Origin of the sequence: Paenibacillus oryzisoli, from assembly GCF_001653565.1 — a bacterium.
GTDB classification, from domain to species: domain Bacteria; phylum Bacillota; class Bacilli; order Paenibacillales; family NBRC-103111; genus Paenibacillus_E; species Paenibacillus_E oryzisoli.
On record NZ_LYPB01000044.1, the window covers coordinates 28,828 to 54,000 of the forward strand.

Below are 25,173 nucleotides of genomic sequence, written 5' to 3' on the forward strand. Positions count from 1 at the left end.
GATCTTATGGTGAGGTTCGGAAGGCTGTTGTACGACCGATATGGAATTCTCCTTGAATGCGAATATGTTCAAAAGGCAATGTCGGATTGGCAATCCGCCACAGCATTCGATCCGCTGCACGGTATCCCGTTTGCGAGATAGGGAGAAGCGGCCGTGTAAATTCCGGTAATACATCCGTTTGTTCATTGAGGAAACCGACTAAGGAAATATCTTCTGGGATTCGTAGCTGTAAGGCCTTGCAGGTGTCATAAACGACAGTCACCTCATGATCGATGCCGCAAATAATGGCAGTTGGCTGGTGTTGTTGAATTTGGGTTGAGAGATGCTTGACCCACTGCAAGTCGGTGTCACGGGCGCCGATGCATTGCTCAGACGGTGCAATCGTGTGGCCAGAAGCTTGCATCGCATAGTTGAATGCTTGCCAACGCAGAATAGATCCTCGCTGCATTTGAATGTCACCAACATACATAATGCGCTCATGACCCCCACTTCGCAGATAAGCTACAGCCTGGCAAGTCGCTTCATAGACATCCCAGATCACACTGTCAATTTTGACACCAGATGGTGGAAAACTTAGTAGAATCCGAGGAATAGGAAGATCGAACAGCGCGGCTTCCCACGCCTGAGGGAGAATGCTCGGCGCAATGAATATACCGTCTGCGTATAGGATTCCTGCCTCCTCCAGCCAAACGGCCATCTTGTCTTGTTTCACACGCTGCGGTAGCATGAGCAGCTCGATGCGATGACCGAAGGAGAAGAAGCGATCTTGCAACCCTTCCAGCAATAAGCGGTTATACGATACCGATTCCGCTGTCTGTACAAGCAGAAACCGCAGGCGCTCAGTCGGGTAAGGCGCAATATGATCCAGCCTTAAAGAGCGAATCTGGTCCATCGTGTAATAGCCAAGCTTCTCGGCTGTGTGAACAATGAGTTGGCGGGTCGCTTCTGACATGCCCTGCTTGCCCTTCAGCGCTTTATTGACGGTTTGTACCGTTAAGCCAAGCTCCATGGCGATTGTTTTCATCGTAACTGCTTTGCGCGTTGGCACGGATGTATTGCACCTCCATCATGTTGCTTACGCACACTATATCACGCTTACTTTTTAGATGAAACAAAAATTAAACTAGTTCCTTCGTTACAGCAATCTATAATGAAAACAAAGGCTTTCTGACTACGTGAATGCGAAAAATATTGCCGTGCTTAGACTCGCCTATGTCCACCCATTAGGAGGAAAATTCGAATGACTCACTCATCTACTACCAATTTATCCGTAACTATACCCGCTCAAAAGCTAACTGTCAGTCACACCCCCGATGTCGTCGTTGTTGGCGGTGGTGCCACAGGTATTGCCGCTGCCATTGCGGCTGCGCGAAATGGTGCCAGTACCCTCTTAATAGAGCAACGCGGCTATCTGGGCGGCATGGGAACTGCTGCACTTGTTCCTGCATTCTGCCCATATACCGATGGAGAAAAGCCTGTTATTCGAGGGATCGGCCTCGACTTACTAGAAAAGATGAAACGCGCGGCCGGAGAAGACTTTCTTAACCGGTATGAGAACTTGCTGGACTGGGTTCCAATCGATGTAGAAACGCTCAAACGCGTTTATGATGCCGAAGTGCTGGCCAGCGGTGCACAAGTGCTCTTCCATACCGTTGCTGATCAAGTGCTGCTCGATGGAGATCGCATCAGCGGTCTTGTCATTAGCAATAAATCAGGCCGTTCTGTCGTGCAAGCGAAGCTTTACATTGATGCTTCTGGAGATGCGGATCTTGCGGCATTGGCTGGGGTTCCTTTTCAAGTCGGCGGTGAAAATGGCGATCTTCAACCTGGTACGATGTGCTACGTCGTGACTGGCGCAGATAAAGATCGTTTCACTCAATTCCTCGCAGAAACGGGTCAGCATCCGCAACTTGAAGAACTCGTCACCCTAGCCCAGCAGAATGGGGAACTGCCTGAAGGTCGCAAACGCGTCTCAGGAATGGCTTGGGTATCGAACTCCGTAGTTGGTTTTAACTTCGGTCACGTCTTCAACATAGACGGAACCAAAGCAGAAGATTTAACTCGTGCCGCGATTGAAGGACGTCAGTTAATTGATACCCAAATCCGATTCTTGAAGAAATACGTGCCTGGCTTTGAGAATATTTTCCTTGTTCATTCTGGCGATCAAATCGGTATTCGCGAAACCCGCCGCATTCAAGGCGATTATACGCTTGTTGTGGATGATTTCCTCACGATGCGTACCTTCGAGGATGATATAGCCCGTAATTCCTACTTTATCGATATCCATTTGGCGAATGCCGGATCTTCTATGACAATTAAACATTTGCCAAAAGGAAAATCCCACGGCGTGCCTTATCGCTGTATGCTTCCGCAAGGCAAATCGAATCTGATCGTCGCAGGACGCTCCGTTTCGTCTGATCGTCCGGTGCAAGGTTCGCTTCGCGTTATGCCGAACTGCTTTGCGATGGGTGAAGCTGCAGGGATTGCTGCTTCAATGGCGAGTGTTAATGGCGTTGGCTTCCGTGAAGTGTCCATCCCTGAGTTACAAGCTAAACTGATCGAGCAAGGTGCCTATCTGGGAGACAATCCAGGGCTGGCGTATGCAGATCGTGAAGTCGCTGTCGGTTCTATACATTACGAAGCAGAGAATGAATAGAAAGGGGACGCACTCACTTGCTTAACAAATGGACGGGAAAAACCTGGGGTACCCTTGGCGATAGTATCACCGAAGCAGGTGGATATCAGTCGTTCGTGCAGGAAGCATTAGGCTTCGCGAGCGTGATCAACTATGGCAAAAGCGGCTGTCCCATGACAGCCGGCGGTGATCGTGACTATGGTGCGACGACGCATGTTGGTCGGACCATCGACTCCTCCTTGGATTGCGTCACCATCTTCGCTGGGGTGAATGATTACCGGCTAGATAAGCCGATCGGGGAGTTAGGGAGTAAGGACGTGTTTACGTTTCACGGAGCCTATGCTGCCTTGATCGAAGACATTTTGACGAAAAATCCGAGATGTCGCTTAAGCTTGTGGACGCCGCTGCAGCGGGATAAAGATCAATATGACATTTTCTATGTCAACGCTGCTGGCCATCGTCTCGTCGATTATGTGGAGGCGATTAGGCAGATTGGCTTGCTGTATGGACTGCCTGTGCTTAATCTATACGCAGAAAGCGGCTTAAACAAACTGACGCTGCCCCACTTCACTTCGGATGGCTTGCATCCGAACGAGGCTGGTCATCGACGGATTGCCGATATGGTTGTACCGTTTCTATTGGGTTTGTGATGGATACGGAAACAGATAGAAATAATTAGGAACAGCCAATCTCAGGCACTAGATGACTGGGGTGGCTGTTTTTTGCTTTTTTGTGGGGGCTGGGGTTGATGATTTGTGCGGGGGCTGTGGCGCGGGGGATTGTTGATTTGTGTGGGGACTGAGGGCGCGGGGGTGGTGAGAGTATAGCTACATGGAGCAAGGTTACCAAATAACTGGATTTTCTACAGCTATTTCAGCGAATTTAGACTGTTTATTGAGAATAGATGGAAAAACTCCATCTATTCTCAGCCATCTCGGCAATTTGGGTTGTTTCCGCTAAAATTAGTACATATTTTCCATCTAAATGAATAAATCGATGCGTTCTCGATGAATTAGCTGTATATTTTCCATTTAATCCATGTTAGTCAGCAAGCCACTTCCAGCTAATGCATACTTAACGATCCGCTGCCCGCTTCCGCTATATGCAGGTGTGAGCATTCCCTTCGAACAGAGCTTCTTAAGCATCATGACCGCCGTCCGATGATCAATATCAAAGTGCTCCTCCACATCCTTCGGCCGAATCGGCTCGGCACGCTGGACGGCGAGACGAAGGACTTCTTTTTCTGCCAGATGTGCCCGTAGAGTAGGTGTTGAACTGGCTTGATATCTTGCCATCACCATTCGCAGTAAGGCTATGCACAACTCTGGTCTCTGCTCAATATCATCATAAGCGAAGGAAATGACGTGATATCCCATCGCATGAAGAAATGTTTCGCGATTCAATTCGTTGCAGAATTTCTGCCTGTCCAGATCGCGAACATGGGAAGCATACCCTTTAATTTCAATGAGCAGCTTCACAAAGCCTGGCAACCATGCAAAATCCGCAAAGTAGGATCGGCCTCGCCAATCAAGCACCTCATACTCAGGATGGAGATTCTCGAAGTCACCACGTAAAGTCCACCAAATTTGTTTGGCAAAAAGCGCTTCCCCGTGCCCGTGTCCTCTCCCCAATCTACCGCGCCTCTCCCCACTACGATTGTCCAAATGCTTCTTAATAAACACTTCATGCTCTTCCACAACATTCATTATTCTCATCCCTCTCCAAATAAATAGAAAAACGCCCCGCATCCACTCTGGTAGAATGGAACGGGACGTTCTTCGTCACTTAATTGACATTATAAGGGAATTCCTGACAAATGACTAGCCCTGATCATCGAAATTCACTGTATTTATCTAACTCTTCAATTTATAGCTAACGAACGCTAATTTCTGACTATCTGGCGACCACGAATTGACGTTGATTGTTCCTTGACCGCCAAACAGTGATACTAGTGTCCGAGAGGGACCTCCCTCACTTGCCATCAGTCGGATTTCAACATCTTTGTTCGGAGGATGTGCATTAGGTTCGACATCTCCTTCTCGATAAACAATATAGGCAACCGTATTCCCATCTGGGGATACGTGAGGAAACCAATTATTACTAGGCTCATCTGTCATTTGTGTCTGCTCACTGCCGTCCACATTCATTCGCCATACCTGCATCAAGCCGGATCTTGTCGAATTAAACCAGATATGTTGACCATCTGGCGAATACTCAGGACCATCGTCAAGTCCAGGAACATCTGTGAGCTGACGCTCCACGCCACCTTGTACCGGAATTGTGTAAATATTGTACACGCCATTTCGTTCCGCACAATAGGATAATTCGCGACCATCCGGCGACCAGCCATGCAAATAACTTGGCGCCATCGGTGTAATCAGGGCAGGTTGTCCACCAGCTAGCGGAAGGACATAAATACGTGACTGCCCATCTTCCTCGGTGTGATGACTCACTGCAATCTGCGTATTATCCGGGGACAGCACATGGTCATTGTTACACCAATCCGCATAGCCAGAATCGATTACTTTGCTTTCACCTGTAGCAATCTCATAGGCATAAAGCAGGCCTCTCCGATTATAGATGAGACGTTCGCCATCACTTGTCCAGTTCGGTGCCTCAATCAAATCATCGACTTCAGCTAATACCTGACGCTCACTAGTAGCTACATCCACAATTTCAAGCATACTACTAACATACCGTTCTTCCCGCTTACGTGGCTTCTGCAGTGTATTCATGGGCTTCACCTACCTTTTTAGTCCCATCATACTCACTCCATAAAAGCAGTGTCAAATTTGACCAAAACGATACCGTAATGATCCTTTCCATAAGCAAAAAAGAGCTGCTAAACCATCAGCAGCCCTTGCTCTGGAGACATGTGAACGGATGTCGTACGACCCTCAAACGTAATACCTAATCGATCTTCGGCAGGATCATATTCGAACATTGCCCCTGTTCCAACATGATACAGATGAATGAATTTCGCCCGTTTCCCCATCTGGCGATGCAGTAGCGCCGTCAACGGTATGCTAGGATCGATGGAATGGCCTGTCGTTTGAACTGTTAGCAACTCCTGATTCGGTAACACCATTGCGGTTTGGGAAATCTCGGAACCTTCCTTAAGCCGATACTCCATGCTTACATGCAATGCCTCCGGGGCAAAGCGACCCACGATAGGCAAGTCCACCAAGTTCTCATGAATCGAAATAAGCGGGTACTGGAGTGTATCTGCAAAGGAACGCTCAGTCAGCTGCTTCGATTGTGGCGCAACTACAGGATGCATCCACCATTCGATAGAGAGGTCTTCCTCATTCGTTAGCGTGACCTCGAACCAATCCAACAACCAGTCACTTGTTAAAAGAAGATGACGATTCAACAGACCCCCTTCGTAGGCTGCATCACTTTGCAACCATGCGTAGGTGCTTGCTTCCGTTTGTTCAAAACGCACACAACGCCCCGTATGCTCAGCTTGCGATTTACCACCGAGTGAAACCGTGTTATGGCTGGTGGTCTCACCAAACCACGGGCGCAGCGTGGACCCATACGGAACTACGCCGAAATCTGGCGATAGTGTTCGATCTTTATGCATCAATGTGAGATGCAGCTTATCAAGGTGCCCATGGGCGCCCCCGTGTTCGCCGAAATCCACAAGAAAAGACAGTGGATTACTCGCATGCCTGCCGATCACAAAACCGGAGGCGGGCCAGAGTTTTGAGCCCCGCGGTTCCGCAGGGACGTTGGAGGGATTCGTGATAGCTGTTGTAGAGCCATACAACAGTGCTTCAAGGCCGCTGCGCGAGCCGTCGGCCGAGCCCATCTGCCGATAGGCCTCGCGCAGAATCGGCACGAGGCCCTCCACGGCATAGTGGCTCAGCCCCTGCTCGGCTACCTCCGCGATTTCGCGGGCATAGGGCAGCCGCTCCATCGGACCGTCGTGCAGCGCTGGCAGCACGCCATGGTCATCGGCGAGCTCCGCGAGCGCCTCCATCATGCCGCGCATGGATTGCCCTAGCGATCCCTCGCTCGCGTACAGATCCTTTCCACATCGCTTCGCCATCTCAGCGAAGATCAAATACGCCCGCAGCACGAAAACATGATAATACGTGCTGCCTTCGAACTCCAACTGATCGGGCTTCACGCCGATCGAGAGATGATGACAGAAGCCTCCCTCGGCTTCTACCAATGCCTCAAGCTCATGCCGCTCCCTGCGTGCGGCATATACACAAGCCAACGACGCATTCAACCATGCGGTATAATTGTTCTCCGCATTGTTCCGCTCGTGGATGAGTATCCCACGATACGCACGCATACTCTCTTCCAATAGATGAAGGAACACGTCTACCTTCTGCTGCTCATCTGAGCTGAATACAACGCCTTCATCCACCAACAACACATACGCCCGAATCAGCGTCGTGGACCAGATCGATTCCGTCAGCGCTTGATGAAACGCGCGTCCTTTCAGCATCCACGGCTGTGCCTCCGGATGCACAGGATACACCGGAAACTGCGCCGCATAGTCCACGATCAGCCGCTTGCTGAGCGCAGCATAGGCGTCGTCGCGCAGCGCCGCATACACCCCGGCAGCTCCCAGCGCGATCCGCGCGAGCTGCTGATGCTTATACACCAACCAGGCGCCTCGGTACTCGGCGCCCCTCACCACACAGCCGTGCGGACAATGAAATTGCGTCGCATCGGCTACGGAAGGATCGAACAGCAGCTCTGTGTGGTGCTGCGGACAGACATACTGGTGCCACCAGCCGCCTGGCTCCAGTGGAATGATCAGGCTGCCGCTAGCCAGCAGCCCATCCATCTCTTCCTTCAGCGAGTTCGCCACCTCGCTCGCCCAAGCTAAGCGCTGAACCTTCGCGCGAATCGTCTCCCCCACCCTAACGGCATCGCTCATCGCATCATCATCCCGCCGTTAACTTCAATCGTTTCCCCCGTCAGATAGCCAGCTAACTCTGATGCCAAGTACAGAACGGCACCAGCCACGTCCGCTGGTGTGCCTTCACGCCCAAGTGGAATGCCACCGATGGTAGCTTGACGTGCAGCGTCACTTGTAAAGGTGGCGTGGAACATCGTATTGCCAATGAAACCAGGCGATACATTATTTACAGTAATTCCGCTCGCCGCCACTTCCTTAGCAAGCCCCTTCGAATAGGCCATCACAGCAGCTTTGCTAGCCGCATAAATGCTAGAACCAGGCCCACCGCCGTTATAGGCAGCAACCGATGACATGTTAATAATGCGGCCGGCTCCTTTGGCTTTCATGCCGGGCAGCACTCTTTTGCACATAAATACCGCGCTTTTCAAATTCACATTCAGGATTCGTTCGTACATCTCCTCGGTCATCTCTGTGTTCGGCACGCGCTGCACCAAATGGCCTGCATTATTCACAAGAATATCGATAGAGCCGCCAAAAGCCTCCTCAACCTCGTTCACTAACCGATCAATCTGCTCGGAATCCGTCACATCCGCTTGCACAAGAATGGCTTCTCCGCCAGCCTCGCGAATGGCCGCCACGGTTTCTTCTCCCTGCGCTATGTTTGAAAGACAATTCACGCCAACCTTCGCTCCATTCGCAGCCAAAGCTTGAGCAATCGCTCGACCAATTCCCGCATTCGAACCTGTTACTAGTGCAATTTTTCCCGTTAATGTAATTTCATACATATGATTTCTGCCTCCTATTAAGTGCTTTTATATGTTGATCAACCTTGTGCAGCCCGCAACTTATCTACAAAAGGTCGTAAAAACCCAGCCAATTGCTCCCCCATCCGACTATGTCCATAATCCGAAGGATGAATTAAATCACTTGTCAAAGACGTAAAATCAATCATAATCCGCTCCCCATCTAACAGGGTCAAATTTGCATGTTGGCGACTCTCCACGTAGCGCTGCAGCACCTCATTAAATTGCTTTTCTGCCTGGCTAAATGAATGCGCCTTGTCGTTAAAATATGTTGCCCGATTGGGATATATCGTTGTTGCTAGGATCGGTTTAGTGGGGTGATTACGGATAATGCCATCCAATAAATAGGTTACGCGATGTTGAAATTCCTCCGTGCTCACAGTTCCCCTCATATTGACGCCCAACTCCAGATAGGCCAAGTCCCAGTCCTCCCGCTCCACCAAATGATCTGCCAGTTCTGGCTCACAGCAGCAGGACCCGCTGAGACCTAGATTCAACATATCCATACCAAGACGGCGTGCCGTCTGCTGGACATACCCGTTATAGTGACTCAACGCGCCGGCCCCTTGTGTAATAGAGGAACCATAAGCGAGTATTGTTAGTTGTGGTACCTCCCGACGTTCTGGAGGCCTAATCGCATACCCATATGCATCTATGTCATAAAAGATGGCCGTAAACCGGTCGCAATAGATACGCCACACCTTGGAAGAGAACGCGACATTATCTAGTAACGCTGCCGGTACTTCCAGGAATCTTTCTGGTGCTTCCAATTGTAAAGTGGTGACGACGCCAGCCTTTAACTCATAGGCAGCATGGAAAAAATCTCCCTTGAAGACGAGCACACGTCCATCCTTTTCTTGCGCAGCCATCGTCACCCTGATATTCGCGGCCTCTGTCACAAATCGAATTTCACACCCGCTGGACTCGGCAGCTTTGGTTCTGCCTTTCTCCGTTAGGGATTCACGAACCTGCTTCGGAAACCGCTGCAGTCTCACTCCTGGTAGATTCGTTCTTGACTCCAACTCCGCAGTATTATGAAACTTCACGTTCTCCAGCATCGCTTCTCTCCACGCTTTCTCTCTATGTTTGAATTACGGGGTAATGGTTGTAAAAATCAAGGTTGGTGCCTTGTTCATATCCGTATATTCTCGGGTATATACCGTAGCCGGATTATCGTCTGACACCATCGATAACCGGAAACTGAGTGTGCCATCGGTTTGGGTTTGAACATACTTCGTCACGTCAAAAGTCACGTAGGTGCCAGCGCTCACTGCGAGATTACCCCCATCCACATCCGTAAATGCTCGCACGGGCTGATTCGCCGCAGTAATCAGCGTTGGATCCCAGCTATCCGTGGCAATCCCATGCAGCAGCAGATCGGCCCCAGCTTGTGCAGTCGCCACATACAAGCGCAGCAGAACTGTATCGACAGTGCCTAATAAGGTCGGCACGGCTGCTTTCATGTACCCCGCTTGTTTCCCGCCATCTGTCTGAATCAGCATCGTTGTCGTTGTACTGTAGTTCGTATTGGCATTGGTCGATGTAACGCTGTCTACGTACGTATCTGCATCGACAACCTTCGTTGTTTGTGTCGGCGTTTTTACCGTAATGGTCTGTGCGGAAGACGTAAACCCGTTATACGATGCCGATACATTGGCACTTCCTAAACTAACACCAGTGATACCGCCAGTGCTCGATACCGAAACAACACTCCCCTGACTACTTGTAAAAGCAACTCCTGCCCCAGCTGCGTTTTCCGTTGAAGCGTCTGCGAAATGAGCGGTTACCTGAAGTTGCTTCACCCCACCGCCAAGTGCAATACTCGCGGGTACACCTGAGATCGTAATACCGGTCATAGCAGGCGTAGCCGCAGTGATCGTGTTGCTTACTGTTGTTCGACTCGCTTGATCCATCGCTTCAACTTTAAACGTGTACGAAGTACCTGGCAGAAGCTCACTTGCGGTATACGAAGTCCTATTGGCAAAAGTAGTATCGTACAGCACTCCGTTCCGGTAAATACGATAACCAACAATGTTCGTATCATCATTTGCTGAAGGCCAGTTCAACGTCACTTGGCGTGGCGTAATAGTTCCAAGGGATAACGGCGTGCCCGAGCTCCAGCTTGGCGCTGTGAGATCCGTCAGTAGATCTGCGGTGTACTCATCTGCTCCGACATCAGGAACACCCGCCCTTGTTTCGTGCTCGACATCTTCTGTCACGAACGAAAGTTCGCCGCCACTGCCATAATTGCCAACCGAGCTATTGATCGCGGGGCTGTTAGCTGCAAGCTTTTTATAAGAAATGAATCTGAGTCGGTCGTACTCACTTGAGGTCCAAAGCCATGCATAATCGGCCTGACTCAAATTCAGCACTGCTTCCTTCATCATTGGATAGGCAACTTTAACTTCCGTTTCCGTAAGTGCTGCCGAATTCCCAGTAATGAGTGGCACACCGTGCTGTGGGAACATCATATTGCCAGACCAGCTTAAGCCTGGGATTGGCGTCATGATTTTAATAAGTTCTTGCTGACCCCCCACCACCACATTATTGGCAAAAGTTATATTTTGCGGAGCCATGCCGTAACGCACAAACCCCAGCTCGATACCGCTTTTGTTGTCTACGAGTGTATTGTTGGCAATCATGATATTCTTGGCAATGTAGTGATTATTACTTGGAATCGGTTGCGTCAGATTATCGTTATCTCCAGTTGTTAAGGCAATCGTCGCATCCCATTCCGTACCTGTCAGCCCCTGAAAATAATTGTTATACACCTTGTGATTCTGACCGTAAACGCGCACACCGCCCGTACCTAACGTTCGGCTATCCGGGTTGGATGGAAGCACTTCACGTCCATTTCCAATAAACATGTTGCCATAGACACTGGAACCGTTCCCCGATCGAAGGGAGACTTCACCTAGGGATTCAATGAAATAGTTGTAGCGAATGACATTGCCGCCGCTTTTGACAGAAACATATTCAGGGTCGCTATCGACATGGTCGAAAATGTTATACTGAATCGTCGCATACGCATTCAGATGCACCAAATCCGTCACGCCGAGACGGATCCCTTCGGATTCATTTTCCTGGCGAGGCAGCGTATTGCGGAAAATATTGTATTCCACTACATCGTATTGGGTAATTTCGTAAGTACCCGCTACGGTGTCTCGATTGCCATCGAACAAGATAAATTTACCGCGATCCTTTTTATTTTCCATCAAATTGTGGTCGACTTGGTTGTGATGCGAACTCCAACCGTCGATGTACACCCAACTGGATTTGGTCGCATCTGTCGCTGAACTTGGCGAATGGAAATAATTATTCGTGATTCGCATGTGGTTACAACCCGTAATTCGAATCCAATTAGAGGCGGTGCTGTCCATAACGAACGTCATGTCTTGAATGGTGATGTAGGAGCTGTTGGTAAATTTGATTGGACCCGCGTTGAATACAGCCATTCCTTTATTCTTCGCTTTGATCACAATCGAATTGCTGGCATCGCCATGTTTGCCGTTAATGCTGAAGGTCGCGTAATTACCATTCTCTAGCTCGATCACCGTACCTGGGGCCGCTGCATTAATGGCTTGCACAAGCTGGGTCGAGTTGCTTACAGAAACAGGCGGATTCGAAATGGTTTGCGGTATTGCTGATATAGCTGGTGTGCTGTTGGACCCTTCACCTGCTGTATTCAGAGCACTTACGACAAAATAGTAAGTCTGACCTATCGATAAACCAGTCACCGTATAATTCGTTGCAGAGATCGGCGTGCTGTTCACTGTCGTGAAAGGTCCACTCCCACTGGACGCCATCTTCACGTTGTAACCCGTTGCAGTGGCTGATGCTGTCCATGCGATGCTCACGGCACCTGTGCTAGGCAGCGAAGACGTTACGCCAGTCGGAGCACTCGGTGCTGTCGGTGTTGATGTTGATCCACTTGCAGCTGTTGCCGTTATATCGTCAAAAGCTGTCGTACCCGCATAACTGTAGAGACCAACTTGACCTGATGTATAAGGCGATGTATCTGTTCCTGAAAGGACAAGCGTGCTGCCGTAATAGCCTTGGAGGGTCAGGCTGCCATCCGTGTTCAAGGTTGATTGGAGCTTCATCGGCAAGTAGCCAAGACTGTCGAAGGAAGTACTCAGCGTTGCATTGGCGACGGAGACACCGCTTGCGTTTGGCGTTCCTGCCGTTTGCGGCACACTGATCTTCGTGTTGCCGGTTACTTTTTCGAGATAAAATTGATAACTAGACGAGTTTTTCTTCATTGTAAAACGGTAATACGTAGCTGTTGATCCGCTGCCTGAGTATCTGGCGACAAGACCAGCATAGGTGCTGTTCGCACCCGTTATTTTCAGCTTACCCGTTAATGTGAGATCACCTGTCTGGATGGATGGCGTCACTGCTCCCCACTGGTCGTTCGTTAGGACATACGTGACACCTGTTGTGGTGTCTGTTTGTTTGAGGAAGTGATTGAGTCCGACTGCGACGGTCTCTTCTCCCATCTGCCAGCTTGTGCTTCCGCCGACGGCAGTTTTCCAAGGCTGCGCGCTCGTGGAAGCGCTACCAACTGGAGATGTGTAGCCGCTTGCCGCATTGCCATAGCTCTCGAATTCTTCATTGACTGTTTTGAGATCCACTCGGATATCGTCAAAAGCTGTCGCCCCCGCATAACTATACACGCCGACTTGACCGGATGTGTATGGGGTCGTATCCGTGCCTGAGAGGATAAGCGTGCTGCCGTAGTAAGCTTGGAGGGTTAGGCTGCCATCCGCGTTTTGGTTGATTTGCAGCTTAACAGGCAAGTAACCAAGACTATCAAATGACGTGCTAAGCGTCGTGTTCGCAACAGATACACCGCTTGCGTTTGGCGTTCCTGCCGTTTGGGGCACACTGATCTTCGTGTTGCCAGTTACTTTTTCGAGATAAAACTGATAGCTTGATGAGTTCTTCTTCATCGTAAAACGGTAATACGTAGCGGTCGTTCCGCTACCTGAGTATCGGGCGACTAGGCCCGCATAGGTGCTGTTCGCCCCAGTCACCTTGAGTTTGCCGGATAATGTAAGGTCGTTTGTCTGAATGGCTGGTGTCGCTGCGCCCCACTGATCATTCGTTACTACATACGTCACGCCTGTAGTCGCATCCGTCTGTCTTAGATAGTGATTTTGGGTCGCTCCTTCCTCGTCCATGGACCAACTCGTGCCTCCGCCGACGACTGATTTCCATGGCTGAGTGCTGGTCGAAGTGCTGCCCACTGGTGAGGTATAACCGGTTGTTGCGTTGCCGTAACTTTCGAAATCCTCCGTTAACTGGAGGCCTGCTGCTTGAGCTGCAGGTGTAGGCATGATGGAAAGACTCAGGGATAACAGCAATAATACGGATAACAGGCCACTCCATAACTTCCTTTTCCTAACCATCATTAAGCTCATAAATATAAATTCACCATCCTTTTCGTTGAACTAAGACTCATTATAGTGAGGTGTGGCGCTGAAACATATGATCGAATTTAAGCAGTATTGTGCTTTTTTAAACAGAGGGGGGTTACGTACGGAAGTTGCGGAACGTGTTTCTGCTATCTTCGCTCAATGGGTTGTTTTGGGAGAGAAACGGAACGTGGTTCCTCTATCTCTCCGTTTGAGCCCGTTTACCGTCGGATTTCACGGCATTAGCGGAACCACGTTCCGTAATTCTGTGAAATCCCAGGAATTCGGCCAAATAACGGAACGTGGTTCCGTTACAGTTTGGTCGCCGTACATTTAGCTACTGGTGCATTCGTGGATGGTGTTCATGTCGTTCATTGCTGCAAGGTTTGTGTGAATAATCTACTTAGGATGGGATTGTGTCTTGGAGTAACCCATGGTTGCAGTCTTTGAGCTTAGTTGCGGAACGTGGTTCCGCTATCTTCGCTCAATGGGCGGTTTCGGGAGAGAAACGGAACGTCGTTCCTCTATCTCTCCGTTTGAGCCCGTTTACCGTCGGATTTCACGGCATTAGCGGAACGACGTTCCGTAAGTCTGTGAAATCCCGGGAATTTGATCAAATAGCGGAATCACGTTCCGTTACGATTTGGTCGCACCAAAAAGCCCCGCCCCAGAGTGGGGTGGAGCTTTGGGTGTGCTATCGATTTGGCAGGCCTCAGTTGGGCTTCATGTGGGGGCCTTCATTGAGGTTTCAGCATGGGTTTTTCATAGAAGGGCTACGGCTCACCCTCCCGCACCCCCTCACGTCCCTATATTCGGAAACCGAATATAGATCCGTGTACCGACGCCGAGCTCGCTTGCTATGCTCAGTCCGTACTGCTCGCCGAATACTAGCTGGATGCGGCGGTGCACGTTCATCATGCCGATGCCGCCACTGTTGCCGGCGCCCTTATGCAGCTTCGCCTCCGCCAATTGATTGGCGCTCAGCTGCTTGTTCAGCGAAGCAAGATGCTCCGGCGTCATCCCGACACCGTTGTCCTCAAGGACGATGATCAGATCATCGTCCTGCGCCCAAGCATCCAGCCGAATGTAGTGATGCTCCTCGATCCCATCGGCGAAGCCGTGCTGGAAAATATTCTCGATCAACGGCTGCAAGGTTAAACGAGCCGTCTTCTTTAAGAAGAATTCCGGTGGAATTCTGACATCCAGCTCGAATTCCCGCCCCACCCTGTGCTTCATGATTGTCATGTAGTTCAGCACATGCTTGAGCTCGTTGACGATTGCCGTCTCTTCGATATGTGTCTGTACCGAGTAACGGAACATCGTCGCAATCGCATCCACAATTTCCGTAATTTCAGTAGATTGTTGAATAACGGCGTAGACGATAATATTTTCCAGCGTATTATATAGAAAATGCGGATTGATTTGCAGCTGCAGCGATTGCAGCTCCGCCTTCTGTCGCTCCAATTCAGCGTCTTTCTTGCTGAGCTCCGTTCGGTACAAGGTATCCATTAATTCTGACAGGGAGACGACCATCAAATTATAGCGCTGAATCAACTCATCCAGCTCATTGTTCGTTTGGAGCTGGGGGATTTTCACCCAGTTTCCCTTTTCGGTTTGGCGCATGCCATTTTTCAAAATTTGAATCGGCTTCGTAATATTTCGTCCAAATCGGTAGGATAGAAACAAGGCCAGCAGCAAGGTAATGCCCCCTACCCAGAAGGCGGAGTAACGAATGCTCGATAGTGGGCGATTAATGTCAGCTGTCGGAATTGACACCATAAGGTTCCAACCGGTATACCCCGACTTAGAGCTTACGACCATTCGTTCTTCCCCAAACGAGGAATCCTTGAAAGATTTCAAGTCATTCCCTTCTATTTTGGCCATCAGCGCCTGGTTCACGGTCGTACCAATTCGCTGCTTGTCCGGATGATACACGATGCGCCCTTCATTATCGACAATGGCAAAAAATCCACTTGGACCCAAATTGATCCCCTTCCACAGGGTCGCAAATTCGTCCGCTTTAATCTCAATCGCCAGAATACCCTTGAACTCATTGAACACTTCGCCATGAATTTTGCGCGCCAAGGTAATGAATTGATTGTTGCTCTCCGAGAACACACTATTGCTAATAATGGTCATGTTGCCTTGCGGATCCGTCTCTTTGTCCAGCTCTTTCATCGTAAAAGCAGGTACGGGATCTACAATCGGCTTCAACGCCGGATTCTCGTAGTACACCAAGTGATCGAAATAATCAGCCAAATAGACCGTCATAATCTCCGGCGACTTAATAAAAAGCGGATTAATGACGTTATCAATCAAACTATCCGTGAACTGATAATACTCGTAATCGCCCGTTGGCGGGTCGTCGACGAACTTTTTGACAGAACTATTGGTAAAAAGAGAGAGATGCGCGCGCTCATAATTTTTCAAATATAAGTCCGTATGATTGACCGCGTTCGATACAATTTCCGTCAAATGCTGCTCCGTCTGCTCCTTCAGCTTGTTCGAGGAAATATAGTAGGAAGAGAAGCCGATGGACATGACGGTAATCAGGACAATGGCGGCCACATACGCGAAAATACTGCGAGCTAACGAAGGCTTCATCATTTGATCCCCATCATATGCCGGTATTCAAGCGGTGAGAGGCCTGTGACTTTTTTGAACATTCGGGAAAAATGCGGGTAGTTCTCATAACCGATCTCATACGCGATATCGTTCGTCTTATAATGCGGCATTTCGAGCATCCGCTTGGCCAGCTCAATTCTTTTGGTAATGCGATATTGTACAAAAGTTTCCTTGAACACTTTCTTGAATAGCAAACTCAAGTATGGCGGCGTAATGCCGAGATATTCGGCAACGTCCTCTAGGGAGAGACTGTTCGTGATATTGGCATCCATGTAAATCTTCGCCTTCTGCATAAGATCCTGACCCCCCCGCTGCAGCGCCAGCTCATCAATGACCTTCATGATTTGTTCCTGAAGCTGCAAGAAGTAAGCCATCATATCTGTTGTATCTGTCACTTCTTCCATTCTCGGTTGAAAGCTGCGAAGGGATAATCGCTTTTTGATCATAGGCAAGCAATCCTGCAGAAGCTGGATGAACTCGGAATCCGAGGTAGACGCCGACATGCAATATAACCGCAATTCCTCCAAATGCGCTTCTACCTCATCAATTCGCAGTGTCCAGATGGCTTCTACAATTTTCTCAATCCAATCCTCATACTTGGAAATGGACAAAATTGCATGACCACTCTGTGAAATAAGTTTCGTCAGCAGATCATGAATTTTGACCGGCGTAAACGGTTTCAATAAATATTCTTTCACCCCGTAAGACATCCCGGCCTGGGCATATTCGAAGTCACCATAGCCCGAAATAATCACCTTTTGAATCAACGGATACTTCTCATTCACCTGTTTGCACAACTCTAACCCATCCATCTTCGGCATTCGAATATCGGTAAATAGCAGCTGCGGCATCGATTCCTCGATCATTTGCAGCGCCTTCACACCATTGCTAGCCGTGCGTATCGAATCAAATGTATGCGAATGCTGTTTCAGCATGATAACCATACCTTTTAGAATAAGCGGTTCGTCGTCGACAATCAGAATTTGCTTCATCCAGCCGCCCTCCTTTTATGGCAAAAAACATTTATCCTCAACCCGAGAATAAATGCTTTCCACCTAATGCACAAGCTATTTTTTAGTCACCCATCACGATGCCTTCTTTTTTGTTGTAACGCTCAGTAGCTTCCTTGATGATTTCATTACCGCCCTTGGCTTTCCAATCTTCCAGCGCTTTCGGCCAATCGGAGATCGGCTCCTTGCCGTACACCATTTTCAGCATATGATCTAGAATAACTGGCGGCATATCAGAGAATTTCAGACCTGCATCTGTAAATTTCGCCGTGGTTGTAAGCTCCGGTGCGAAGGAGATCCCGTTTCTACCTTCTTTGGTCACGATCGTATCAAATTGTGTAATTAGCTTTTTACCATCTTCGGTGGTGTTCAAAAGTGTTCTGTTCAGTGCCGTATCTTCTACAAGTCGCAGCATGACGGAACGGAACTGCTCTTCCAGAGAGCCTTCTGGCGTTGTCGGTTGTTTGTAAACGACTTTGTTATCCTGCATCGTGTACGTATCGCCTTCAATCCCGAAGTTAAAGAATCGATCGCCCGCTTCGGTCACCATATAGTTCATCATTTTCACAATGGCGATGGCTTTCTCCTTGCTGACCTTGCTATTGATGTAGGATAATCCGCCTGTGTAGCTGTATTTCATCATGCCGCCCTTACCATCGTCGCCGACTGGGGACGGAATAATGACAACTTCGGATTTGGCATTGGCAGGCTTCGTTGTACTAATCCAGTTCATCAACAGGTTCGCATTGTGATTCCATACCCCGGATTTGCCTGCGTTAATATTGTTCGTCCATTTGTTACCGTCAAGACTTGCGAAATCTTTCGCCATCAAGCCTTCATCGTACATCGTTTTGTAGACGGTTAGTGCTTTCTGCATGGCTTCCACTTTGAAAAACTTCGGAACAACTTGATCGCCAATTTTCTCGAACATCGTGCTATACGGCATAACGTCATACGCTCCAAAAATCACGTCGGAATAGACAAAATCTTTACGGAACGCGTATGGTTCAGCTACACCATTCTTCTTCATGGCCCGCAGTACGTTGAGGAAATCGTCCACGGTCTTCGGTGCTGGCAGTCCTGTTTGATCTAGCAGATCTTTACGGATAAACGTGGCACGACGGCTTGCATTGGATAAATATTCAGGAATCGCATAGATCTTACCGTTATATTTCACTTCGTTCCAAGCTTGCTCAGGAATCGCTTTCAATAAATCTTGACCATATTCTTTGAGGAGATCATCTAGCGGCATAAACAATCCCCCCTTGATCGCTCCGCTCATATCTGGACCCGTGGGGAACATCCCTTGAATCGTATTCATGACATCCGGTAGATCCGTACTAGCGAACATCAAAGCTGTTTTCGGTTTGAACTCCGCATGGGGTACAAGGCGAAGATCGAGCTGTGTATTCGTTAATTCCCCTAGCTTTTTTACCCATTTATCATTGTTGATGTCGGTGCTGCCGAGCGCGTATTTATTTAAGGAGTCGCTTAAGGAAATCGAGATTTTCACTGGTGCTTGCGATTTAGCTGAACTTGCAGGGCTTGCTGGATTTGCTGGGCTTGCACTTGTGCCAGTCGTACTCGTTGAGGAATTAGAGCAACCCGCGATGACCGCCACCATTAACGTTGAGACGAGACCCGTTTTCAACCAAGCTTTCATTGTATTTCCCCCTAGTCGATATGTTGTTGATTCGTGATCATCTTATCGTGAAAGAAACCCTTGGAACATTGTGTTTTTTAAGCTCAGTTGATCTTTATTATACAGATTTTACGATTTTATCGAACCGATTAACATCCCTTTGATGAAATGCTTTTGCAGGAATGGGTACACCAGCATGATCGGAATCGTTGCAATAACGATAACGGCCATCTTCAATCCTTCAGGCGATAAATTGGCGATATCCCCAGCCGTATTGGCTAAATCCGAGGAGTCCGTTACGACAAACTCACGTAATTTCACTTGCAGGGGGAACAGCGCACGATTGTTGATGTAATAAAGCGCATTCGAATAGTTGTTCCACAACGCCACCGAATAAATGATACTCATGGTCGCCATCGCCGGCTTCGACAGCGGCAAAATAATGCTCCAAATCGTACGAACCTCACCAGCTCCATCTATACGTGCAGACTCGATCAGTTCATTGGGAATGGATAGAAAGAAAGAGCGCATCACGAACAAGTTGAAAGCACTGATCGCACCAGGCAGCATTAATGCCCACAAGCTATCGAGCAGACCAAGATTACGAACAAGCAAGTAATTCGGAATTAGCGGAGCATGAAAAATCATCGTAATGAGGACGAGCAGCAACACATATTTGCGTTCACGATATTCATTTCTCGAGAGTGGATACGCTAAGCTAGCCGTCATAATTAGAGCGATTAGCGTTCCACAAACAGTAATCATGACGCTTATGCTAAAAGCCCGCCATATCGCAATCTGTTTCAGAACCGTGATGTAGTTATCCACCGTAAATTGAACAGGCCATAGGACGACCTTCCCTGCACTGAGTGCAACAGGTCCACTGAAGGATTGGGCAATAATATTTAATATCGGCAGCACCATGATTAAGCTGATCACAATAAGTCCGATCGGATTCAACATGGAGATAGGACTTGGTTTATTCAGAGCTGACTTGTTGTTAGACATACGTAGGCATCTCCTTTCTTCGGGTAGGTTAGTATAAACCCTCTCCGGTTGCTTTTTTGCTGAACATGTTAGCAGTTACGATAAGAACGAACCCGATGACCGACTTAAATAGGCCAATAGCTGTGGTGTAACTGTATTCACGCTGAATCAGCCCCACACGATAAATATACGTATCCAGGATATCCCCCTGCGCATTATTCAAAGGATTCAAGAACACGAACACACGTTCAAACCCTAAATCCAAGAAATTACCTATTTGCAAAAGAAAGAGGATCGTAATCGTCGTTAAAATACTAGGAATCGTAATAGCCCATGTCTGTTTCCACCGTGTTGCCCCATCCATTTGTGCTGCTTCATACAGGTCTGGATTAATTCCGCTCATCGCCGCCAAATAAATAATGGTACTCCATCCGGCATCGCGCCAAACGCTTGAACTGACAATAATGGTCCGGATGAAAGAATCTTCACCCATGAAATAAATCGGCTCATGTCCGAACAGCGTCACGATATAGTTAACAACGCCGCTTGTCGGATTCAAGATTTCGATCACAATGCCTCCAACCACCACCCAGGACAGAAAGTGAGGCAGGTACACCGCCGTCTGGACGAAACGTTTGAAAATCTGATTGCGCAGCTCGTTCATCATAAGCGCCAATAGGATCGGGATCGGGAAGGCGAAGAACAAGGTGTAGAAGCCGATGGCCATTGTATTCTTTAAAATGCGCCAGAAATCCGCGTACTCGAACATGCGCCGGAAATTGTCCAAGCCCACCCAATCGCTTTTCCATATCCCGGTGAAAATACTGTAGTCCTGAAAGGCCATCACCGACCCCGTCAGCGGGATATATTTGAAGATTAAAAAGTAAATAATACCCGGAATCGACAGCAGGTATAGCACCTTGTAGCGATTGTAATAGGTTAATATCCCTGCTTTCTTGGCCATTTGCCCTTGAGTCTTGCTCACCGTCTGCTTGACCTCTGAATAGCTCATATTCTCCATCACCCTATCGTCGTTGTTATGTATGAAGTGTACCGTAGGCAAGCCGAAAGAGGGATACCGTGAATTAAGGGCACTTATCTTTTTTTAATATGTCAGATAACCCATCTGCATACCTATTGCTCGACCGAGCCTGCCGCCCTCGTCCTCGTCCCCATTGCCAAACCACCCCACCACCGCCCCTATTCGCAAATAACTGGATTTTCTCCAGTTAAATTCGCTCATCTCGCCGTGTAATGGGGATTAACTGTACAAAGTAAATCTAAATTCGGCCAAATGCGGGATTTCGAGCATAGTGAGGCGAATTAGCTGCATGTTTTACATCTAATTGGTAAGATGGGCGATTTCTGACAAGATTAGCTGGAGCTTTTCCAGTTATTTGATAATGGAGGGGGGGCGTAGCTGGGGAGTGTTACTGGGGAGTACCACCCAATACTTAACTCCACGTAACTAAGTGAACTAATAGTGCCTTCTTGTCGGCCAACCTTGCCTCCCTTATACTTACAACACACGGTAAATGAGAGGATGATTGTAGTCATGAAATATAGAAATATGGGACGCAGCGGGTTAAAAGTTAGTGAAATCGCCTTAGGAAGCTGGCTTACCTACGGCACTGCTGCCGAGCAAAAAGCTGCGGATGCCTGCATCGCGAAAGCTTTTGAAAGCGGCATTAATTTCTTCGATACCGCGAATGCTTATAATCGTGGCGAAGGCGAGAAAGCCATGGGCGCAGCGCTCAAAGGGTATGAACGATCGAGCTATGTGCTCTCGACGAAAGTCTATTTCCCGATGGGCGATGGCCCGAACGATCGCGGACTGTCTCGCAAGCACATTATGGAGCAATGTGATGCGAGTTTGAAGCGATTGGGTGTCGACTATATCGACATCTATTTCTGCCATCGGTATGACATCCACACACCGTTGGAGGAAACGCTTCGCGCGCTTGATGATTTGGTCGCGCAGGGCAAGATCCTCTACCCCGCGGTTAGCGAGTGGAACGGCGCACAAATTACCGAGGCCGCTAGCATCGCAGAGCGCCTTCGACTTCGTCCGCTGATTTCCAATCAGCCGATCTATAACATGTTCGAGCGCTATATTGAGCGCGAGGTACTACCCGTATCCGAGCACAAGGGGCTCGGTCAAGTCGTCTTTTCGCCGCTTGCGCAGGGTATTCTAACTGGCAAATATAAGCTGGGACAACCACTTCCAGCCGATAGCCGTGCTGCGAACGATTCCGTGAATGGGGTCATTAACAGCTATCTGAATGACCGCGTACTGCAGACCGTTCATGAGCTAGAACAAGTTGCTCAAGGACTCGATATCTCGATTGCACAGCTCGCAATCGCATGGGTGCTTCGTCAACCAGGTGTAAGTTCCGCATTGATTGGTGCTACTAAACCTGAACAGATCGAAGAAAACGTGAAGGCTGTGGATGTCACGCTGGATGCAGCATCATTAGAGCGCATCGAGACAGTTTTGAAAGGCATCGCGGACTTCTCTCCGGCACGGTAATTACTGGTGGATTAATATCTAACACAATACCAAAAGGACAGAGCTCACATCGCTCTGTCCTTTTGATATTCCATTAGCCTTAGTGTATCAGGCATGCTTTGCTTTAACGTCTGAGTAATTCAACTTAACTGTAGCATTTAGAGGAAGGCGGTCTTCCTTCTCCATCGTCCAATACAGCAGCTTGCGCTCGAGTTCTGAACGAATATTTGTAAAAGCGGAATTCTCGAAGTGATTATGCAGCTCATCGCAATCGTTCACGAGGTCGTAGAGCTCGCCCTCCCCGTTGGCGTAGATGTTCAGCTTCCATTCCAGCGTACGAATGCTCTTGCCTTTCCCCACCCATGCATCGCGGTAGGCACACCAAACGAAATAGCGGCCATCAAACGGATGTTCCGGACGAACTGTAATATCGGAGACACGCAATGGCTCACCTTCCTCACCACTCTCGATGACCACATATTCACGCGGTATGTAGTCCTGACCTCTTAGGTAGGGTGCAAAACTCTTGCCCTGAACACCCGGCGGAATCGATATGCCAGCCATGTCTAGGAAAGTTGGCATGATATCCACCAGCTCGACAAGATGATTCGTTCTCTTGGCTCCCTGATAGCCCGGGGCTGCGACAATGAACGGCACATGGGTAAAGGAGTCGTAAAACATGTTATGCTTCTGAATTAACCCGTGGGCACCCATCGAGTCGCCATGATCAGATGTAAAGACGACAACGGTATTATCCGTAATGCCCAGCTCGTCCATCTTTGCGAACACACGAGCAAGCGTATCATCGATAAAGCGAATCATGCCATAATGTATCGCTCGAACCTTGCGAATCAGCTCATCATCCGCTGTATCCATTGCATCCATTAGATAAGCCACATGCTGTCGTTCCGGTTTTCCTTCAAAATTATCTTTGGGTGGCAGCGGTACCTCGGCGGGATTTATCATACTCGCATAGGGCTCCGGAGCCTGATAAGGTGTATGTGGATCCGGGAATGACAGCCAGGTAAAGAAGGGTTTCTTCGGGTCCCGCTGATTCGCCAAGTAATCAATCATCGTATCCCCAAGAAGATAGGTACCGCATTTTTCCGGACGACCAGGATTAGTTCCATGACCCATAGGGCTCAACCAACAGGTCTGGGACCACTCATGCGCCGCTTTGGATTCGGGATCATCTCGGTAACCGTCAACCATGTGCCCATGATCAGCCAGCCGGACGAAATCAAATACTTGTCTGAGCACACTAGCCTTCTCACGATCCACGATTTCACCAGGATAGTACGTCTTCGTGTCCTCCATGAAAGCATGATTCTTCCCGATGATTGCCGTCTGATATCCGTGTTCCTTCAGCACTTGCGGCAGCGTGACCTCTGCAGGATTAATCATCATATGGTTCGCTTGGACTCCGATGGTAGATGCGTATCTTCCTGTAAACATCGATGATCTTGACGGAGAACAAGCCGGATAATTACAGAAAGCATATTCAAAGACAACACCGCGTTCGGCTAAGCACTCCAGTACAGGTGTCTTTAAGACAGGGTTTCCGTATAAACTGAGTGTTTCCGCCGTTTGCTGGTCAGTTTGGATAAGAAGTAAATTAGGTCTGTTATCCATCATGCTCCTCCATTCTCACGACTCCATCGCGATGGCACCAGTTGCTCGGTAATCGTGGTATTACCGTTCTTTTGAGTAAGAAAGAGATTGGTATAAGTGACAATCACAGTCATCACTCCTTTGAGATAAGTTAGCCTTTAATAGAACCGATCATGACACCTTTTACAAAATAACGTTGAATGAATGGATAAAGCAGCATAACAGGAACGCTCGATATGATGATGACGGAGTACTTGATGCTTTCAGCCATCATCACACGTTCTGACATGCCAGCGGAACCGCCTGCCATATCATCCTGATTGAGGATGAGAATTTCCCGCAGTATGAGTTGGAGCGGAAAGAGATCGCGATCCTTCAGATAGATTAAGGCATTAAAATAAGCGTTCCAATGCCCTACACCATAGAACAGCACCATAACGGCTAGAATTGGTTTGGATAGGGGTATGATAATACTCCATAACATTCGGAAATACGTGCAGCCGTCCATCCATGCAGACTCCTGCAGCTCATTAGGAATATTGTTCTGGAAGAAGCTCCGCATCACGATGAGATTATAGGTCGCAATAGCACCAGGAATCAGCATAGCCCACACAGTGTTATTGATACCTAGACTCTTTACCAGAAGATAGGTCGGAATTAATCCCCCACTGAAAAACATGGTGAACGTAACGAAAAACATGAGAAATTGTTGCCCTGGCAAGTCCTTCCGGGAGAGAGGGTACGCTGCCAATAGTGTCATCACAAGGTTGATGAAGGTACCAACTACCGCATAGAATATGGTGTTGGCATACCCGTGCCAAATACTACTATTCTCAAATACCTGCTTATAGGGTGCCAATGTGAACCCCTCAGGCAACAGCCATACCCTGCCTTCCATGACGTCAATTGGATTGCTGAACGAAGCACTAACCACGAACAGCAAGGGATACCCTACCATAATTAACAGCACAGCGGTGATGATATACACAGCGGCATCGAAGAGCTTGTCATCGCGTGATCGCAGCTTGTTTTCTATCGTTGTATGCATTCTC

At 48.6% G+C, this 25,173-nt stretch carries 17 protein-coding genes; 3 read left to right on the forward strand and 14 right to left on the reverse strand.

Features of this window, described 5'->3' with window-relative positions:
* Positions 1–4: 4 nt before the first annotated feature.
* Positions 5–1,048 (reverse strand): LacI family DNA-binding transcriptional regulator, encoded by a 1,044-nt coding sequence (locus A8708_RS02995; protein ID WP_068662035.1) that lies wholly within the window; start codon positions 1,046–1,048, stop codon positions 5–7.
* A gap of 192 nt (positions 1,049–1,240) precedes the next feature.
* Here A8708_RS02995 and A8708_RS03000 point away from each other — a divergent pair, with 192 nt between their 5' ends.
* Entirely contained in the window at positions 1,241–2,656 is a 1,416-nt protein-coding gene (locus A8708_RS03000; protein ID WP_068662036.1) for an FAD-dependent oxidoreductase, read from the forward strand.
* 17 nt (positions 2,657–2,673) lie between these two features.
* Positions 2,674–3,285 carry an SGNH/GDSL hydrolase family protein gene (locus tag A8708_RS03005; RefSeq protein ID WP_068662037.1) on the forward strand — a complete coding sequence of 204 codons (612 nt, stop codon included), beginning with the start codon at positions 2,674–2,676 and terminating at the stop codon, positions 3,283–3,285.
* Positions 3,286–3,666: 381 nt separating this feature from the next.
* Here the strand turns inward: A8708_RS03005 and A8708_RS03010 are convergent, their stop codons facing one another.
* The 11 genes from A8708_RS03010 to A8708_RS03065 form a co-directional block, all read right to left on the reverse strand.
* A complete protein-coding gene (locus A8708_RS03010) occupies positions 3,667–4,341 on the reverse strand; it encodes a PDDEXK family nuclease (protein WP_068662038.1) in 675 nt (224 codons plus the stop codon).
* Positions 4,342–4,488: 147 nt separating this feature from the next.
* Positions 4,489–5,370, reverse strand: coding sequence for a TolB family protein (locus tag A8708_RS03015; RefSeq protein WP_068662039.1), 882 nt, complete (start codon positions 5,368–5,370; stop codon positions 4,489–4,491).
* Between the two features lie 107 nt (positions 5,371–5,477).
* Positions 5,478–7,292 (reverse strand): heparinase II/III domain-containing protein, encoded by a 1,815-nt coding sequence (locus A8708_RS03020; protein WP_239696511.1) that lies wholly within the window; start codon positions 7,290–7,292, stop codon positions 5,478–5,480.
* Positions 7,293–7,531: 239 nt separating this feature from the next.
* The gene (locus A8708_RS03025) at positions 7,532–8,302 is read right to left on the reverse strand and encodes an SDR family NAD(P)-dependent oxidoreductase (RefSeq protein ID WP_068662041.1); all 771 of its coding nucleotides are present in this window, start codon (positions 8,300–8,302) and stop codon (positions 7,532–7,534) included.
* Positions 8,303–8,340: 38 nt separating this feature from the next.
* Positions 8,341–9,366: an SGNH/GDSL hydrolase family protein gene (locus A8708_RS03030; protein ID WP_239696512.1), complete on the reverse strand. Its 1,026-nt coding sequence runs from the start codon at positions 9,364–9,366 to the stop codon at positions 8,341–8,343.
* A 45-nt stretch (positions 9,367–9,411) separates the two neighbouring features.
* The gene (locus tag A8708_RS03035; protein WP_204787457.1) at positions 9,412–13,731 is read right to left on the reverse strand and encodes a chondroitinase-B domain-containing protein; all 4,320 of its coding nucleotides are present in this window, start codon (positions 13,729–13,731) and stop codon (positions 9,412–9,414) included.
* A gap of 804 nt (positions 13,732–14,535) precedes the next feature.
* Positions 14,536–16,341: a sensor histidine kinase gene (locus A8708_RS03045; protein ID WP_068662045.1), complete on the reverse strand. Its 1,806-nt coding sequence runs from the start codon at positions 16,339–16,341 to the stop codon at positions 14,536–14,538.
* On the reverse strand, positions 16,341–17,354 hold the full coding sequence (locus A8708_RS03050) for a response regulator transcription factor (RefSeq protein ID WP_068662046.1): 1,014 nt from the start codon (positions 17,352–17,354) through the stop codon (positions 16,341–16,343). The genes A8708_RS03045 and A8708_RS03050 overlap by 1 nt, the downstream gene beginning before the upstream one ends.
* An 82-nt stretch (positions 17,355–17,436) precedes the next feature.
* The gene (locus A8708_RS03055; RefSeq protein WP_068662047.1) at positions 17,437–19,035 is read right to left on the reverse strand and encodes an extracellular solute-binding protein; all 1,599 of its coding nucleotides are present in this window, start codon (positions 19,033–19,035) and stop codon (positions 17,437–17,439) included.
* Positions 19,036–19,143: 108 nt separating this feature from the next.
* On the reverse strand, positions 19,144–20,022 hold the full coding sequence (locus A8708_RS03060) for a carbohydrate ABC transporter permease (protein WP_068662048.1): 879 nt from the start codon (positions 20,020–20,022) through the stop codon (positions 19,144–19,146).
* Between the two features lie 28 nt (positions 20,023–20,050).
* Entirely contained in the window at positions 20,051–20,965 is a 915-nt protein-coding gene (locus A8708_RS03065; RefSeq protein WP_239696514.1) for an ABC transporter permease, read from the reverse strand.
* A 591-nt stretch (positions 20,966–21,556) separates the two neighbouring features.
* On the opposite strand from A8708_RS03065, the gene A8708_RS03070 reads away from it, so the two are divergent.
* Positions 21,557–22,531: an aldo/keto reductase family protein gene (locus tag A8708_RS03070; protein ID WP_068662050.1), complete on the forward strand. Its 975-nt coding sequence runs from the start codon at positions 21,557–21,559 to the stop codon at positions 22,529–22,531.
* 87 nt (positions 22,532–22,618) lie between these two features.
* On the opposite strand, the gene A8708_RS03075 is transcribed toward A8708_RS03070, so the two are convergent.
* Complete coding sequence (locus A8708_RS03075) at positions 22,619–24,142, reverse strand: sulfatase family protein (RefSeq protein WP_068662051.1); 1,524 nt, start codon at positions 24,140–24,142, stop codon at positions 22,619–22,621.
* A gap of 130 nt (positions 24,143–24,272) precedes the next feature.
* The gene (locus A8708_RS03080; RefSeq protein WP_068662052.1) at positions 24,273–25,169 is read right to left on the reverse strand and encodes a carbohydrate ABC transporter permease; all 897 of its coding nucleotides are present in this window, start codon (positions 25,167–25,169) and stop codon (positions 24,273–24,275) included.
* Positions 25,170–25,173: the final 4 nt, after the last annotated feature.